At 46.6% G+C, this 15,846-nt stretch carries 15 protein-coding genes; 11 read left to right on the top strand and 4 right to left on the bottom strand.

Annotated features, from left to right (window positions below; genetic code table 11):
* Positions 1–53 precede the first annotated feature (53 nt).
* Together NYE36_RS01680 and nadE are read left to right on the top strand one after the other, a co-directional pair.
* Positions 54–650 (top strand): DUF1989 domain-containing protein, encoded by a 597-nt coding sequence (locus tag NYE36_RS01680; RefSeq protein ID WP_011996295.1) that lies wholly within the window; start codon positions 54–56, stop codon positions 648–650.
* Positions 651–784: 134 nt separating this feature from the next.
* Positions 785–1,603 (top strand): ammonia-dependent NAD(+) synthetase, encoded by an 819-nt coding sequence (nadE, locus tag NYE36_RS01685; protein ID WP_007409061.1) that lies wholly within the window; start codon positions 785–787, stop codon positions 1,601–1,603.
* Positions 1,604–1,653: 50 nt separating this feature from the next.
* Here the strand turns inward: nadE and NYE36_RS01690 are convergent, their stop codons facing one another.
* From NYE36_RS01690 to NYE36_RS01700, 3 genes are all read right to left on the bottom strand, one after another.
* Positions 1,654–1,938, bottom strand: coding sequence for an antimicrobial peptide LCI (locus NYE36_RS01690; protein WP_007409062.1), 285 nt, complete (start codon positions 1,936–1,938; stop codon positions 1,654–1,656).
* 165 nt (positions 1,939–2,103) lie between these two features.
* Positions 2,104–2,697, bottom strand: coding sequence for a tunicamycin resistance ATP-binding TmrB (gene tmrB, locus NYE36_RS01695; protein WP_241458318.1), 594 nt, complete (start codon positions 2,695–2,697; stop codon positions 2,104–2,106).
* A gap of 54 nt (positions 2,698–2,751) precedes the next feature.
* Positions 2,752–3,540: a sugar phosphate isomerase/epimerase family protein gene (locus tag NYE36_RS01700; protein WP_038463590.1), complete on the bottom strand. Its 789-nt coding sequence runs from the start codon at positions 3,538–3,540 to the stop codon at positions 2,752–2,754.
* Positions 3,541–3,759: 219 nt separating this feature from the next.
* On the opposite strand from NYE36_RS01700, the gene NYE36_RS01705 reads away from it, so the two are divergent.
* Positions 3,760–5,070: an MFS transporter gene (locus NYE36_RS01705; RefSeq protein WP_039062567.1), complete on the top strand. Its 1,311-nt coding sequence runs from the start codon at positions 3,760–3,762 to the stop codon at positions 5,068–5,070.
* 125 nt (positions 5,071–5,195) lie between these two features.
* Entirely contained in the window at positions 5,196–5,756 is a 561-nt protein-coding gene (locus tag NYE36_RS01710; protein WP_094032909.1) for a shikimate kinase, read from the top strand.
* A 57-nt stretch (positions 5,757–5,813) separates the two neighbouring features.
* Here NYE36_RS01710 and NYE36_RS01715 read toward each other — a convergent pair.
* A protein-coding gene (locus tag NYE36_RS01715) for an IS3 family transposase (protein ID WP_342496875.1) occupies positions 5,814–6,964 on the bottom strand; the annotation gives its coding sequence in 2 pieces (ribosomal slippage) (positions 5,814–6,691 and positions 6,691–6,964; 1,152 coding nt in all).
* Positions 6,965–7,184: 220 nt separating this feature from the next.
* Between NYE36_RS01715 and cah the strand changes: the two genes are divergently transcribed.
* From cah to NYE36_RS01750, 7 genes are all read left to right on the top strand, one after another.
* Complete coding sequence (gene cah / locus NYE36_RS01720) at positions 7,185–8,141, top strand: cephalosporin C deacetylase (RefSeq protein ID WP_265451392.1); 957 nt, start codon at positions 7,185–7,187, stop codon at positions 8,139–8,141.
* A 65-nt stretch (positions 8,142–8,206) separates the two neighbouring features.
* Positions 8,207–8,992 (top strand): nucleotidyltransferase domain-containing protein, encoded by a 786-nt coding sequence (locus tag NYE36_RS01725; protein WP_122503699.1) that lies wholly within the window; start codon positions 8,207–8,209, stop codon positions 8,990–8,992.
* Positions 8,993–9,179: 187 nt separating this feature from the next.
* A complete protein-coding gene (locus NYE36_RS01730; protein ID WP_087920787.1) occupies positions 9,180–10,091 on the top strand; it encodes a proline dehydrogenase in 912 nt (303 codons plus the stop codon).
* A gap of 17 nt (positions 10,092–10,108) precedes the next feature.
* On the top strand, positions 10,109–11,656 hold the full coding sequence (gene pruA, locus NYE36_RS01735; protein ID WP_011996302.1) for an L-glutamate gamma-semialdehyde dehydrogenase: 1,548 nt from the start codon (positions 10,109–10,111) through the stop codon (positions 11,654–11,656).
* 91 nt (positions 11,657–11,747) lie between these two features.
* On the top strand, positions 11,748–13,202 hold the full coding sequence (gene putP, locus NYE36_RS01740; RefSeq protein WP_015239118.1) for a sodium/proline symporter PutP: 1,455 nt from the start codon (positions 11,748–11,750) through the stop codon (positions 13,200–13,202).
* Between the two features lie 157 nt (positions 13,203–13,359).
* On the top strand, positions 13,360–14,595 hold the full coding sequence (locus NYE36_RS01745; protein ID WP_003156600.1) for a PucR family transcriptional regulator: 1,236 nt from the start codon (positions 13,360–13,362) through the stop codon (positions 14,593–14,595).
* A 196-nt stretch (positions 14,596–14,791) separates the two neighbouring features.
* Positions 14,792–15,802 carry an NAD(P)/FAD-dependent oxidoreductase gene (locus NYE36_RS01750; RefSeq protein ID WP_265451393.1) on the top strand — a complete coding sequence of 337 codons (1,011 nt, stop codon included), beginning with the start codon at positions 14,792–14,794 and terminating at the stop codon, positions 15,800–15,802.
* The last annotated feature ends 44 nt before the right edge of the window (positions 15,803–15,846 follow it).

Here is a 15,846-nt window from a genome sequence, read left to right on the forward strand (position 1 = left end):
TACATGAAACAAACGGCCGGGGTTCATAATAGAAGAAAAAAAGGAGCAGTCTGATGACACAGCAATTTATCGTACCGCCGAAAAAAGGGCTCGGCCTGAAGGTTCACAAAGGGCAGATTATAAAAGTAGTCGATGTGGAAGGGCAGCAGGTGGCTGATTTTACGGCGTATCATGCCAAGGACTTTTATGAACATCTTGATCAGGGCGCGACGATTGATGCCAACCAGTCCATTCATGTAAAAACGGGTGATCATATTTATTCGAATTTATACAAGCCGATGCTGACGCTGATTGAGGATACAGTCGGCAAGCATGACCTGCTGCTTCCCGCCTGCCGTCCGGATATGAACAGGCTTTTATACGGAAAGCATAAAGACGAGCTCCAGGATACGTGCTATGACAATATGAGCGGGGCGCTTGAACCGTTCGGGGTGCCGCGGCCGCATATGCATTACCCATTTGCCATCTTTATGAACACGGTGCTCGATGAGAAGGGGAACTTATCAGTCGAAACGCCTCTTTCTGACGCGGGTGATTATGTACGGCTCCGTGCGGAAATGGATCTCGTCGTCGCGTTTTCATCCTGTCCGATTGAAAAAGGAAAATGCAACGGAGACAGCATCACGGCGCTGCGGGTGGAAATCAGCTGATCCCGGTGTATTTGATTCACTTAAAATCTGCACCTGTGCTATATTTAACAGAGAGTCGTACATAGTGGCATGATTCATTTTCAGCATGAACGGGAAATGGATCATAAAGAAACAATGCAGGAGGAGTGATTGGGATGAGCATCCAGAAACAAATTATGAATGATCTCCATGTAAAGCCCTCAATTGATCCGAAACAAGAAATTGAGGACAGAGTGAACTTTCTGAAACAATATTTGAAAAAAACAGGTGCCAAAGGCTTTGTGCTCGGCATCAGCGGGGGGCAGGATTCCACGCTTGCGGGACGCCTCGCCCAATTGGCGGCTGAAAGCATCAGAGAAGAAGGCGGAAACGCTGAATTTATCGCCGTCCGTCTTCCGCACGGCACACAGCAGGATGAGGATGACGCCCAATTGGCGCTCAAATTCATTAAACCTGATAAATCATGGACATTTGATATTAAGTCCGCTGTCAGCGCGTTCGCTGATCAGTATAAGAAAGACACGGGCGATCAGCTGTCTGACTTTAACAAAGGAAATGTAAAGGCCAGAATGAGAATGATCGCTCAATATGCCATCGGCGGACAAGAGGGGCTGCTTGTCATCGGAACCGACCATGCGGCCGAGGCGGTGACCGGTTTCTTCACGAAATACGGTGACGGCGGAGCTGATCTGCTGCCGCTGACCGGATTAACGAAACGCCAGGGCAGACGTTTATTAGAAGAGCTCGGCGCGCCGGAACGCCTGTATTTGAAATTACCGACGGCCGATCTGCTTGATGAAAAACCGCAGCAGACTGATGAGACCGAACTCGGCATCACATACAATGACATTGATGATTATTTAGAAGGCAAGGACGTTTCTTCCGAAGTGATTGAGGCGCTGGAAAAACGCTACCTCAGTACAGAGCATAAGCGCCAGGTGCCGGCATCGATGTTTGATGATTGGTGGAAATAGAATGAAAAAAACCTCCCTTTTGAAAGGGAGGTTTTTTGTTTATCTCATTTTTATTTATCTACACTTTCATAAATCCCTACCCAATACCCTTTGCTGCTGTCGTAGTATTTGCTTTTGAAAATCCATTTTGTCCCATCTAAAACGAAAGAAGCAGCGAAGTTGCCGTTAGGACTTTGAACGAGTTTGATGGCATTAATGCCGGCATCTGCTTTCGTTGAGATTGGGCTATTTTCCGCGGATGCGGATGCTGTTGGTGATGCGGCAAAGGCAGGAGCGGCAGACATCAGTAAGGCAAGAGACAGCGCAGAACCGGTTAACACTTTTTTGAATTTCATTTCGAGCACTCCCTTTTCAAATGAAATGTGTCACAGTGTTAATAATTAGATTATTATCCATAAAATTCCTTCTTCATTTCTAAAATTTTTTTCTTAACCTTCAGAGGGGCTTTTTATTTATTGATCCATTTGCATGGATCAGGGACATGTTTTCAAAACGTTTTTTTATTTGATACGGATATGATTCAGCTTCACCATCAATCTGTCGGTGAATCTTCGAAGGCTTCCTCTCGAATCAGGCTCAAGAGGCAGATTTGCTTGGGCAGCGATCGTTTCTGCGACCTGCTGAATAGACATTTGGTCTGTATGGAGATGTTCTGTGAAGAGGCTATCAGACAGGCTGCTGATGCAGCGGTCGATTTGTTTTGCGGCCCAGGAGTTTTTTCCTTCCGCTCTGGTGCGCAGGCGTTTCAGCAATGTTTCCTTTGAAGCCAGCAGGGTAAAGTGGTGAATGGTCCGGCCATCCTGTCTCAGCCTGCTGATAATGTCATGGAAGTATTGATCGTTCGTAATGGTCATGGGCACAATGATGATGCCCTGATATGTATCTGACAAATAGGAAAGCATGCTGTAATTGAATTCCCGCCACAGAGGGTAGCTTTGAAAGTCATCTTCAGCGATATCCGGCGGTATCATCGAACGCATCGCAAACCCCATCTTTTCAGGATCATATATGTAAGACGGTTTCAGTCTTCTGTGCAGTTCAAACGCTGTTTGTGTTTTTCCGGAACCGAAAGCCCCATTTATCCAAATGATCATCATGATATCCCCCTTTTTCTATATGATACAAAAAAAGACCCTTCGATCGAAGAGTCAGCGGGAAAAAACAGACGTATATTCGCGGAGCGATTCCTTTATATGCGTAAAGGCATGTTCCCCAAAATACTCAAGAGAAACAAAACCGTCATATTGTCTGTTCATCAGCTCTTTTAAAAATGCTTTTTGATCGAGATCTCCTTGAAAAATCGGAGTTGGCTTGCTGAGATACCAGTTGTCAAAATTCCAGTGATAGTTTTTCAGATGAATGTGGCTGACGGTATGATACAGTTTTTCCAAAGCGGACATTTGGTCAACGTGATTGACGTGTAGGTTGGAGCCGTCAAAAATGGTGCGGACCCGCGGATGTCCGACATCCTCCAAAAATGCCAGCGCCGCCTCCGGTGTATCCGCGTACGTATCGTAATGAATCTCAAGCCCGATATCGACTTCATAGTCATCTGCGAGCCGTGCCGCCTGCTGAAATTGATCAACCGCACGTTGCCACTTTTCCGGTGACGTCCGGTGCGAAGGAAGATTGCCGGCAAAGACTCTGATCAAGGGACTGTGCAGCTGTCGTGCCGCGCTTAATGCCCTTTGAACATCCTTTAACGCCTGCCTTTCATCCTGAGTGGCGAAGTCAGTGTACAAACTGACGGCAGGCACCCCGATGCCTTCCTCCTGAAGCTGCTGATAAAGCCTGTCGAGCGGGCCGATTTCCTCTATATATTGTTTAGCGTGTCCGTACCACAGTTCGATTCCCTCAAAGGAGTGCTCCTTCGCGAAAGAAATGATGTCGAAAATATGCTTTTTCTTAAATCCTGTCGTGCAAAAACTCAGTTTCATCGATAATCCTCCCGTAACTGTCTATCATATGTGTACTTTTTCCCCGGGTGCGATACGGATAAACAGGTGAAAAGGGCAGACACTTTTTTATAAGCGGGGTGTGTCTGCATCAGGTCAGTGCGGTACACAAATTGTTTAACGCTTTTTTGCGTCAAAGTATTAAATAATTAACCGAAGTGTTGTACAATTAATTTCATTCGAGTAAGGGGGGAGAAGCCATTGAAAAAAGAAACGGAGCTGAGGGCCTTCAGTCCCGTCCGCAATAAACCGACTCGCGCTCGTTATGTGATATTGGTTCTTTTGTTTTTTATCACTGCGATTAATTATATAGACCGAGCCAGTGTATCTATTGTCGGCCCATCCATTCAACATTCGCTGAACCTAAGCCCCGCGCTTTTGGGCATCGTTTTTTCTGCGTTCAGCTGGACCTATACGGGGATGCAGATTCCAGGCGGGCTCATTTTGGATAAATTCGGGTCAAAACGGACATACGGAATTTCTTTATTTGTGTGGTCGGTTTTTACCGGAGTACAAGCTTTTGCGACAAGTTTCGGGTTTCTATTCGGCTGCCGCCTGCTCATCGGGATAGCTGAATCGCCGGCGTTTCCGGCAAACAACCGGATTGTCACGACATGGTTTCCAAGGCGGGAACGCGCCTTTGCGACGGGTGTTTATACGGCGGGGGAATATGTCGGGCTGGCGTTTGCCACACCGGTTTTATTCTGGGTGTTAACGGCATTTGACTGGCGCGCCGTATTTATTTCCTCAGGGGTGCTCGGAATTGTTTTCTCCATTTTCTGGTTTAAAATGTATCACGAGCCGAACGGGTATCGGAAAGTGAATCGTGAGGAGCTTGATTATATTAAAGAAGGCGGCGGACTGACTGAGGTGTCTGATGCAGCCGGCAGGATATCGTGGGCGGATTTCGTCCAGCTTCTAAAATACCGCAAGCTTGTCGGATTGTATATCGGCCAATTCGCCGTAGCCTCCACGCTGTTCTTCTTTTTGACATGGTTTCCGACTTATCTGGCGGAGGCAAAGCACATGGCTTTCTTAAAAGTCGGCTTCGCCGCATCAATTCCGTATATCGCCGCCTTTTTCGGCGTATTGTTCGGCGGGTATTGGTCTGACGGCATGATGAAACGGGGGGTGTCGGTGAACGTTGCCCGGAAAACGCCCGTCATCCTCGGTCTTCTGCTGACAGGCTCCATCGTGCTCGCGAATGTTACGGATTCTGCTCCCGCGGTTTTGACGATCTTATCCATTGCTTCTTTTGCGCAGGGCATGTCCAATATATCCTGGACGATGCTGAGTGAGGTCGCGCCAAGCGAAACAATCGGATTGGCAGGGGGCGTCTTTAGCTTTTTCGCCAATATGGCCGGTATTATCACCCCGCTTATCATCGGGTTTATCGTTTCTGCGACCGGTTCTTATAACGGAGCGATTCTGTTTGTCGGCGCTGTCGCATTTATCGGGGCATTTTCTTATATTTTCATTGTCGGAAAGGTGGAACGCATTACGCTCCGATAGAAAGAAAAACTCATCTCTTCTTATAAAGGATGGGTTTTCTTTCATTGCATTATCTCTATATTTCAATATTGAGTTATCATATAATAAACATAACTTTTTCATTTCTTAGGAGGATTTCGCCGAAGATGAACGCAAGACGTGCCATTCCCGTAAGAGAAAGAAATATCGTACTGATCGGATTCATGGGTGTCGGAAAGACAACAATCGGCCAGCTGGTCGCTAAGAAATTATACAGAGACTTCATTGATATTGATCTGCAGATTGAGAAAGATTTCAATATGTCCATCCCTGAAATGTTTGAGAAAAAAGGTGAAGCCTTTTTCCGTCAGACTGAAAAGGACTATATATTAGATATCTGCCGCAATACGAAATTCAAGATCGTGTCGCTTGGGGGCGGTTCGTTTAAACAAGAGGAAATCAGACAGTGCTGCCTTGAAAACTGCCTCGTGCTCCATCTTGATTTATCATGGGAGAATTGGAAGCAGCGGGCTGACCTGCTGATTGAAAGCCGTCCCGTTCTGCATAACCGTTCCATGGATGAAATGCAGCAGCTCTTTAACGAGCGCCAAAGCATCTATGATAAACATAATTCAAAAGTGGCGACGGATAATCTGGAACCAGAAGAAATCGCCGATTATATCGTAGAAACGTTAAAAATCGGCTGGGACCTGTATCAGCCGATGTAAAAAGAGCCGTGACGCTGGGGACTGACCCCCGTTTTTGAGACAGGGATCAAAACACCTTTAAGCAGCCAGCTGTCGGTATGTGACCGGCGGCTGGTTGTTTAGTTTCGTTTGAATACGAATGTTGTTATAATAGTGTATATAGGTTTCGACAGTTTGTTCTACGATGGTCGTCGTAGTGCTTTCCAACCTGTCGAGGTAGAACGTTTCAGACTTTAGTGAGGAATGAAACGATTCGATGGAGGCATTATCAGCGGGCGTCCCTTTGCGGGACATGCTCATGGTAATGCCTTTTGTTTTAACAGCTTTCTGATACTCATAAGATGTATAAACAGAACCTTGGTCACTATGTAACACACAGTTCTCTGGCAGTGCGGGCAGCTGATCAAGTGTGTGTAAGACAAAGTCTGTGTCCTGTCTATCGCCAATCGTAAAAGCAATCACTTCTCCATTGTATAAATCCAATATACTGGAAAGATACAATTGTTTCTGCCCATAAGGCAAATATGTGATATCCGTTACCAGTTTTTCAAGAGGGCGATCAGACTGAAAGTTCCGATCTAATATATTCTCGGCCACGGCATATGGCTGCCCATTCTTCTTGCGCTTTTTCACCTTAACCCGGCATTGCCACTGATTTTTCTGCATAATGCGCTGAACCGTTTTATGATTAATACGCATTCCCTTTTTTAATATGGCTGTGATTTTCCGATAGCCATATCGATACTTGTGTTCTCGGCACAACGTGCCGATTTGTTTTTCTAAATGGTATTTAGGGTTATCTTTCATCAGATTCTTCTTCCAACGATAATAAGATGCTCGTGAGATACCTAAATGAATACAGATATCCTTTATGGTCATTGTGCTGCGCAATGCTTCTACAAGCTCGACTGGCGTTTCGCTATCAGCTTCCTTTCCAATTCGTTGTACTTTTTTAACACTTCATTCTGTTGTCTCAGGTAACGAATCTCTGCCTGCAGTTTCTCTAAATCGGAAGAATACTCCGGACCTTTTCCGTAAGTGTATTGCTTTCCAACAGGCTGTTCGAATCGATGTGTATCACCAGCCTTATACCATCTAACCCATGTCTGAACCTGTGTCTTATTCTTAATATTCAACTCCTGCAGGATCTCTTTCATAGGTACGCCTGCCAATCTCATTTCTACAGCCTTCTGTTTCACTTCAACCGGATAACTCACTCTTGTCCCCATAGAAAAAACACCTCCAAGTCTAATTTCGGATAACAATCATCCGTATTCAAACTTGAAGGTGTTTTTATTTGTCTCATCTTATGGGGTCAGTCCCGCTGTGAGCGCACGGCTTTTTGTTTTTAAACAAACGTTTATTAAAAAGTTTAGAAAATCAGTGTAAAATCGTGTTAAGATAGAGTCAGAAAATTAAATCTTACAAAACAAAGGAGAATAATCGGATATGCAATTATACGACTTGCCGCTCGACCAACTGCAAACCTATAAACCAAATAAAACCGCTCCTCATGACTTTTCGGATTTTTGGGCATCATCATTACATGAGCTTGCAAAGGAAGAGGCAAAGCCTGAATTAAAGGCTGAAAGCTACCCGGCTGACGGCGTGAAAGTATTCCGGCTGACATACCGAAGCTTCGGCAAGGCGGAAATTGAGGGATGGTACGCCGTTCCCGACCGGCAAGGACCGCATCCGGCCATCGTGAAATATCACGGCTATAACGCGAGCTATGACGGGGATATACATGACATCGTAAATTGGGCGCTTCACGGATATGCCGCGTTCGGCATGCTTGTCCGCGGCCAGCACAGCAGCACAGATACAAGCGTCTCACCGCACGGACACGTTCCCGGCTGGATGACGAAAGGGATTTTAGATAAAGATACATATTATTACCGCGGCGTGTACTTAGACGCCGTCCGGGCTTTGGAAGTCATCAGCGGCTTTGATGAAGTGGATGAAACGAGGATCGCCGTCATCGGCGGGAGCCAGGGAGGCGGACTTTCAATCGCCGCGGCGGCACTATCTGACATTCCGAGAGCGGTTGCGGCCGATTATCCTTATTTAAGCAATTTTGAGCGGGCCATTGATGTCGCTCTTGATGAGCCGTATCTTGAGATTAACTCCTTTTTCAGAAAGAACGGCAGCCCCGAAACGGAGAAGGCCGCGATGAATACACTGGCCTATTTTGATATCATGAATCTGGCGGACCGCGTAAAAGTTCCGGTGCTCATGTCCATCGGGCTGATTGACCGTGTGACCCCGCCGTCGACGGTATTTGCCGCGTACAATCATCTGGAAACGGAAAAAGAATTGAAGGTTTACCGGTATTTCGGACATGAATACATACCTTCTTTCCATAGGGAAAAGCTGGCCTTTCTGAAAGCGCATCTGAAAGGCTGACGACAGCGAAAAGCCCAAGTACTTGGGCTTTTTTCAGGAATGATCACGGAAAAGGACGGATACAGATGAAACAAAGGATCATCGAAGAATTAAAACGAATTGAAGCACAGCACGGCGTCAAGGTGCTTTACGCCGTAGAATCAGGGAGCCGCGCATGGGGGTTTCCGTCAAGCGACAGCGACTACGATGTGCGGTTTCTCTATGTGCCGAAAAAGGAATGGTACTTTTCGATCGAACCGCATAGGGATGTCATAGAAGAGCCGATTCATGACATGCTTGACATCAGCGGCTGGGAACTGAGAAAAGCGCTGCGGCTTTTTAAAAAATCAAATCCGCCTCTTTTGGAATGGCTCTCTTCTGAGATGATCTATTATGAAGCTTTCTCAGCGGCTGAAAAGCTTCGAAAACTGAAAATCCGCGCCTTTTCGCCTGAAGCCGGCATCTATCATTATCTCAATATGGCAAAACGGAATGAAAAAACGGAATTGCGGGGCAGTGAAGTGAAGATTAAAAAGTATTTTTATGTTCTGCGTCCTCTCCTTGCCTGCAGATGGATTGAAACGTTCGGCTCCGTACCGCCGATGTCATTTCCCGTACTGGCCGATGCCTTATTGACGGATGAAGCGCTCATTTCTGAAATCAATACACTGCTTACAAGGAAAAAAAGCGGTCAGGAGCTGGCTCCGGAACCGAGAAATACGATCATTCATGCATTTATAGAAGAAGAAATAGAACGCATCGGGCACTATGTCAAAACGATCAAAACGCCGAAACCTGACATAACGGAGGAACTGAATCGGCTATTGATTCAGACCGTCGAAGAGGCGTGGGGGGCAAAAGGCGGAAATTGACGATTGCCGTCATTTCCGTCCGCCTTTTTTCGGCATAATCCGCCTGCTATCTAAGAAGCTGATTGTGGTAAAACCACAAAAATTTATCAGAATCTTTGTATTTTTAGAATATTGTGAGAGGATGTTTTGTCCATTTACAATAGACTCATACAAATACTTCTTAGATTGCGGGGTGTTAAGGTTGGAAGTGATTACAAGAGATTTTTTCTTATTTTTATCCAAGAGCAGCTTTCTCAATAAGATGGCGCGAAGCTGGGGAAGCCGTGTGGCAGCCGGCAAAATCATCGGAGGAATGGATTTCCGCAGTTCTATCCCGACAATCCGACATTTGAACAGCCAGGGGCTGTCAGTTACTGTCGATCATTTGGGGGAATTTGTCAACAGCGGTGATGTCGCGAAAGAACGCACCGAGGAGTGCATGCAGACCATCGCCTTAATCGCTGATGAACAGCTGAATTCCCAAGTGTCATTAAAAATGACGTCTTTAGGTCTTGATATAGATCTCGATCTCGTCTATGAAAACATGACGAAAATCCTCCAGACGGCTGAAAAACATAAAGTCATGGTGACGATTGACATGGAAGATGAAACGAGATGCCAGAAGACGCTGGATATCTTTAAAGACTTCCGAAGCCGGTATGAATATGTAAGCACCGTGGTGCAGGCCTATCTGTACAGAACGGAGAAGGATCTTGATGACCTCAGCCCGCTGAATCCGTTTCTGCGGCTTGTCAAAGGGGCCTATAAAGAATCGGAAAAGGTGGCCTATCCTGAAAAAAGCGACGTCGATGAAAATTATAAAAGACTCATCCGCAAACAGCTTTTAAAAGGACATTATACGGCAGTTGCCACGCATGATGACAAAATGATCGAGTTTACAAAACAGCTTGCCAAAGAGCACGGCATTCCAAACGACCGTTTTGAGTTTCAGATGCTGTACGGCATGCGCTCGCAAACCCAGCTCAGCCTGGTGGAAGAAGGATACCGCATGAGAGTCTACCTGCCTTACGGGGATGACTGGTACGGCTATTTCATGAGACGGCTCGCTGAACGCCCCTCAAACATCGCATTCGCCTTTAAAGGAATGACTAAGAAGTAAAAAAGGGAGAGATGACAATGACTACACCTTATAAACACGAACCATTCACGAATTTCCAAGATCAATCGAACGTTGAAGAATTTAAGAAAGCGCTTGCGACGGTAAATGAGTATCTGGGAAAAGATTATCCGCTCGTCATCAACGGTGAAAAGGTAGAGACGGAAGCGAAAATCGTTTCAATCAATCCGGCTGATAAAGAAGAAGTCGTCGGAAAAGTGTCAAAGGCGTCCCAGGAGCACGCTGAGCAAGCGATTGAAGCTGCTGCGAAAGCGTTCGAAGAGTGGAGATACACATCCCCTGAAGAAAGAGCGGCCGTTTTGTTCCGCGCAGCTGCCAAAGTCCGCCGCAGAAAGCACGAATTCTCCGCCCTGCTCGTCAAGGAAGCGGGAAAACCTTGGAACGAAGCTGATGCGGATACGGCTGAAGCGATTGACTTCATGGAGTATTATGCACGCCAAATGATCGAACTGGCAAAAGGCAAACCGGTCAACAGCCGTGAAGGCGAGAAAAACCAATATGTATACACGCCGACTGGAGTGACAGTTGTTATTCCGCCGTGGAACTTCTTGTTTGCGATCATGGCAGGAACAACAGTGGCGCCGATCGTTACTGGAAACACAGTGGTTCTAAAACCTGCGAGTGCTACACCTGTTATTGCAGCAAAATTTGTTGAGGTGCTTGAAGAGTCCGGATTGCCAAAAGGCGTAGTCAACTTTGTTCCTGGAAGCGGAGCAGAAGTAGGCGATTATCTTGTTGACCATCCGAAAACAAGCCTTATCACATTTACAGGATCAAGAGAAGTCGGTACGAGAATTTTCGAACGCGCGGCGAAAGTGCAGCCGGGCCAGCAGCATCTGAAACGCGTCATTGCAGAAATGGGCGGTAAAGATACGGTTGTCGTTGACGAAGATGCGGACATTGAATTGGCGGCTCAATCCATCTTTACATCAGCATTCGGCTTCGCGGGACAAAAATGTTCTGCAGGTTCACGTGCAGTTGTCCATGAAAAAGTGTATGATCAAGTATTAGAGCGTGTCATTGAAATTACGGAATCAAAAGTAACTGCTAAACCTGACAGTGCAGATGTTTATATGGGGCCTGTCATCGACCAAGGTTCTTACGACAAGATCATGAGCTACATTGAAATCGGAAAAGAAGAAGGCCGTTTAGTAAGCGGCGGCACCGGAGATGATTCAAAAGGCTACTTTATCAAGCCGACGATCTTCGCTGACCTTGATCCGAAAGCCAGACTCATGCAGGAAGAAATTTTCGGGCCTGTCGTGGCGTTTTCTAAAGTGTCAAACTTTGATGAAGCTTTAGAAGTGGCCAACAATACTGAATACGGTTTGACAGGCGCGGTCATTACAAATAACCGCAAACATATTGAACGGGCGAAACAGGAATTCCATGTCGGCAACCTGTACTTCAACCGCAATTGTACGGGAGCGATTGTCGGCTACCATCCGTTCGGAGGCTTCAAAATGTCCGGCACTGATTCAAAAGCGGGCGGCCCGGATTATTTGGCCCTCCACATGCAGGCGAAAACAATCAGTGAAATGTTTTAAGAGGGACTGAATGGGCATCCTCCTCGCGGGGGGTGTCCATTTCACCATAAACATATAAAGCGGAGGAGGAAATGCCATAGCAAACATTCAGTTGATTATTTCCATTTGTATTTATATGGCGGGTATGCTGTTTATCGGTTATTTCGCCTACAGACGGACGTCAAATCTGACGGATTACATGCTCGGGGGGCGTTCTTTAGGCCCTGCCGTCACAGCGCTCAGCGCGGGAGCGGCGGATATGAGCGGATGGCTCTTGATGGGGCTTCCGGGTGCTATGTTCTCGACAGGATTAAGCGGCGCTTGGATTGTGCTCGGGCTTGTGCTCGGGGCGTGGGCGAACTGGCTTTTCGTGGCGCCGAGACTGAGAACGTATACCGAAAAAGCGGGGAATTCCATCACCATTCCGGGTTTCCTTGAAAACCGTTTCGGTGATCATACGAAGCTTCTCAGACTGTTTTCGGGTCTTGTCATTCTCGTCTTTTTCACATTTTACGTATCATCCGGCATGGTATCCGGAGGTGTCTTATTCAACAGCATTTTAGGGTTGAATTACCACACGGGACTGTGGGTCGTGACAGGCGTCGTTGTCGCCTACACCTTGTTCGGGGGCTTTTTGGCGGTAAGCTGGACGGACTTTGTTCAAGGGATCATTATGTTTGTGGCGCTTATTCTTGTGCCGATTGTGACGATTTTCCATACGGGCGGCCCGGGGGAAACCGTTGCCGATATCCGTTCCGTCAACCCGGAACTGTTTAACATGTTCAAAGGGACGACCGTCCTTGGCATTATTTCTTTATTTGCGTGGGGGCTCGGCTATTTCGGGCAGCCGCATATTATTGTGCGCTTTATGGCGATCACGTCTGTGAAAGAAATCAAACGCGCCAGACGGATCGGAATGGGATGGATGATTTTGTCTGCACTAGGCGCGCTGTTTACGGGTCTTGCGGGAATCGCGTATTACCACCAGAACGGACTGAAGCTGGCTGATCCGGAAACCATTTTTATTCAGCTCGGCAACATTCTGTTCCACCCGATTATTACGGGATTTCTCATTTCTGCGATTTTAGCGGCCATTATGAGTACGATTTCGTCTCAGCTGCTCGTTACGTCCAGTTCTTTAGTAGAGGATTTGTATAAGTCCATGTTCAGGCGTTCGGCTTCTGATAAGGAACTCGTATTTCTGGGGAGAATGGCAGTGCTTGCGGTGTCAATCATCGCTTTGGTGCTCGCTTGGGAGAAAAACAACACGATACTTGGTCTTGTCAGCTATGCATGGGCGGGATTCGGCGCTTCATTCGGGCCGGTCGTACTGCTCAGTTTATTTTGGAAACGGATGACGAAATGGGGGGCACTCGCCGGCATGATTGCGGGAGCGATTACCGTAATCATTTGGGCGAATGCCGGTCTTTCAGACTTTTTGTACGAAATCATTCCGGGCTTTGCTGTAAGCCTTGCCGCTGTATTTGTCGTCAGCTTATTGACACAGGCTCCGTCAAAAGATGTCACAGATCAGTTTCATGAGTACCGTGATACACTTTCTCAATAAAAGCAAGGAACGAGAGGAAGAAGGGACCGCCCTTTTTCCTCTTTTCACGATACAGGCTTTCGGATAATTCCGTTTTGGGAATATGTGAATTTTTTTCTATACAAAAAGTCACCCCGCAGAGTATGATAAAGATAAAAAGAGCATAGGAGAAATAGGTATGGAAGAGCTTTTAGAGAGAGTTTTTTCATTTACGGACATTGATAAATTAATTGATTTCATCAGTTATGAATTGCAGAAGCCCGTTATTCTGGAAAGCGCGGATTTCTTTTTGCTTGCCTATAATTCTTATTACATTAATCACTTCGACTCCGCCAACCAGCAGACGATATTTTCAAAAAAATGCCCCGTGCAGATTTTTGAAAGGTTTCTGAAGGACGGGGTGATCGAAAAGCTGAAAACCGTTCCTGAACCGTTCCGTGTCGAAAAAATAGACAGTATCGGACTGAATCAGAGAGTGGTTGTAAGCGCAAAACATAAAGGGGAAGTGATGGGCTACATCTGGATTCAGGAGCTCGACCGAAACTTGACGGACGAGGAGCTCGATTTTTTATATGAAACTTCATTCCATGTCGGAAAAATCATCTATAAAACGAACCGGCTGAAACAGGAAAAAGAAGAGAGAGCGGAAGACCTGGTGAAACGGGCGATCTTTCAGCAATTCTCCTCTGAAAAGGAGTTCAGGCGGGAAGCGGAAAAGATGAACGCCGTGCTGCCGTCGGTTTTTTCGGTAGTCGTCCTGCACGCCGCAAATGGGGATGGGGAGGCAGTCGAAGATGTGAAGGAAAACATCAAATCGTACTTGAATTTGCGGGATAAAGTCAGTCACGTCTTAACCATTGATTCCAATATTGTCATCGTCGTCGCAAGCTTCTCGCAAAAAAGCTCCGGCACTTCGGCAGCATCTGAATTCATCCACAAACTGCTGACTCATTTTCACTTTCAGAAGATCCCCACTCCCATCTATATCGGAATCGGCAATGAATACAGCAGCATCCTGAAGCTCGGCAAAAGTTATATAGAGGCCCTTGAAGTCATAAAGGCCGCCGAAATTACCGGAAACCAGGAAAATATCCCGTACGAATACAGTAAGCTCGGGATTTACCGCTATCTTGAAAGCATCGAAGAAAAAAACGCCTCACTGGAATATGTAAACGATGATTTAGCATTATTAAAAGCCAAAGACAGAGAAAGCAGTACCGAACTGCTGAAAACGTTAGAAATCTATCTCCTCAATAACTGCAAAACAAAACCAGCCGCAGAACAGCTTTTTATTCATCAAAACACATTGAACTACCGTATCAAACAGATTCTTGACATGACATCAATTAATTTAAACGACTTCAGGACAAGGTGCCAGCTGTATCTCGATATCATGCTGATGAAAAAGAGATAAAAAAGAAACCAGTCGCCGTACTGGTTTCAGTTTTAATACCTTCCCGCTTATCAATCTCAGAACCTCACTTCTGAATCACTCCTTTCCCGCAAGAGAGAAATGAATAAACACTGCTCCTCAATATGTGTTATACTTTCATTGATATTGATTCTCAATTAAAAATGTTGAAGTATAGATATAAACGGGAGGCAGAACGATGGCGGAAAATCATGAGGTGTATGACGTCACGATTATAGGCGGAGGCCCGATCGGCCTGTTTGCGGCTTTTTATTGCGGGATGCGCGAGCTGAAAACGAAAGTGATCGAGTTTTTGCCGCGGCTCGGAGGGAAAGTGTCTATGTTTTTCCCTGAAAAAATCATCCGTGATATCGGCGGAATACCCGGGATTGCCGGAGAACAGCTGATTAAGCAGCTGAAGGAACAGGCGGCGACATTTGAGCCGGATATCGTGTTGAATCAGCGGGTGACCGGATTTGAACGGCTGGAAGACGGAACCATTGTGCTTGAAAGTTCCGAAGGAGAAAAGCACTATACGCGCACGGTGATTTTGGCCGTCGGCATGGGGACGCTTGAGGTCAATGAACTTGACAGCGCGGATGCGAGCCGTTATTCAGGAAAGAACCTTCATTATAAGGTGGAGAAGCTTGATGCGTTTCGAGATAAGCATGTCGTGATTTCAGGAGGGGGAGATACCGCGGTTGACTGGGCGAATGAGCTGGAACCGATTGCGGCGTCTGTTACCGTCTTGCACCGCAGGGAGGAGTTCGGCGGTTTGGAAAGCAGCGTGGCGAAAATGAAGCGGTCTTCCGTGCGGGTGCTTGCGCCATATCGTCTGAAGCATCTCAACGGCACCGGAGAACGGATCGAGAGCGTCACCGTTTGCCAAACTGAGTCGGGACTTTCTGAAGTCATCAAGCTTGATGAGCTCATTATCAACCACGGGTTTAAAATTGATCTCGGTCCGATGAAGGACTGGGGGCTTGAGATAGAAGAAGGCAGGATTAAAGCTGACAGACATATGCGGACGAATCTTTCGGGCGTGTTTGTCGCCGGTGACGCCGCCCATTATGAAAGCAAGCTCAGATTGATTGCAGGCGGTTTCACGGAGGGGCCGACCGCCGTGAACAGCGCCAAAGCCTATTTGGACCCGCAGGCGGATCAGATGGCGATGTATTCGACTCACCATAAAAAATTGGTGACACAATAAAAAAGGGCTGACCCCCGATGTTGAGTCTGGGGGTCAGAAAAGCA

Origin of the sequence: Bacillus sp. FSL R5-0593, from assembly GCF_038603755.1 — a bacterium.
Taxonomy (GTDB): domain Bacteria; phylum Bacillota; class Bacilli; order Bacillales; family Bacillaceae; genus Bacillus; species Bacillus velezensis.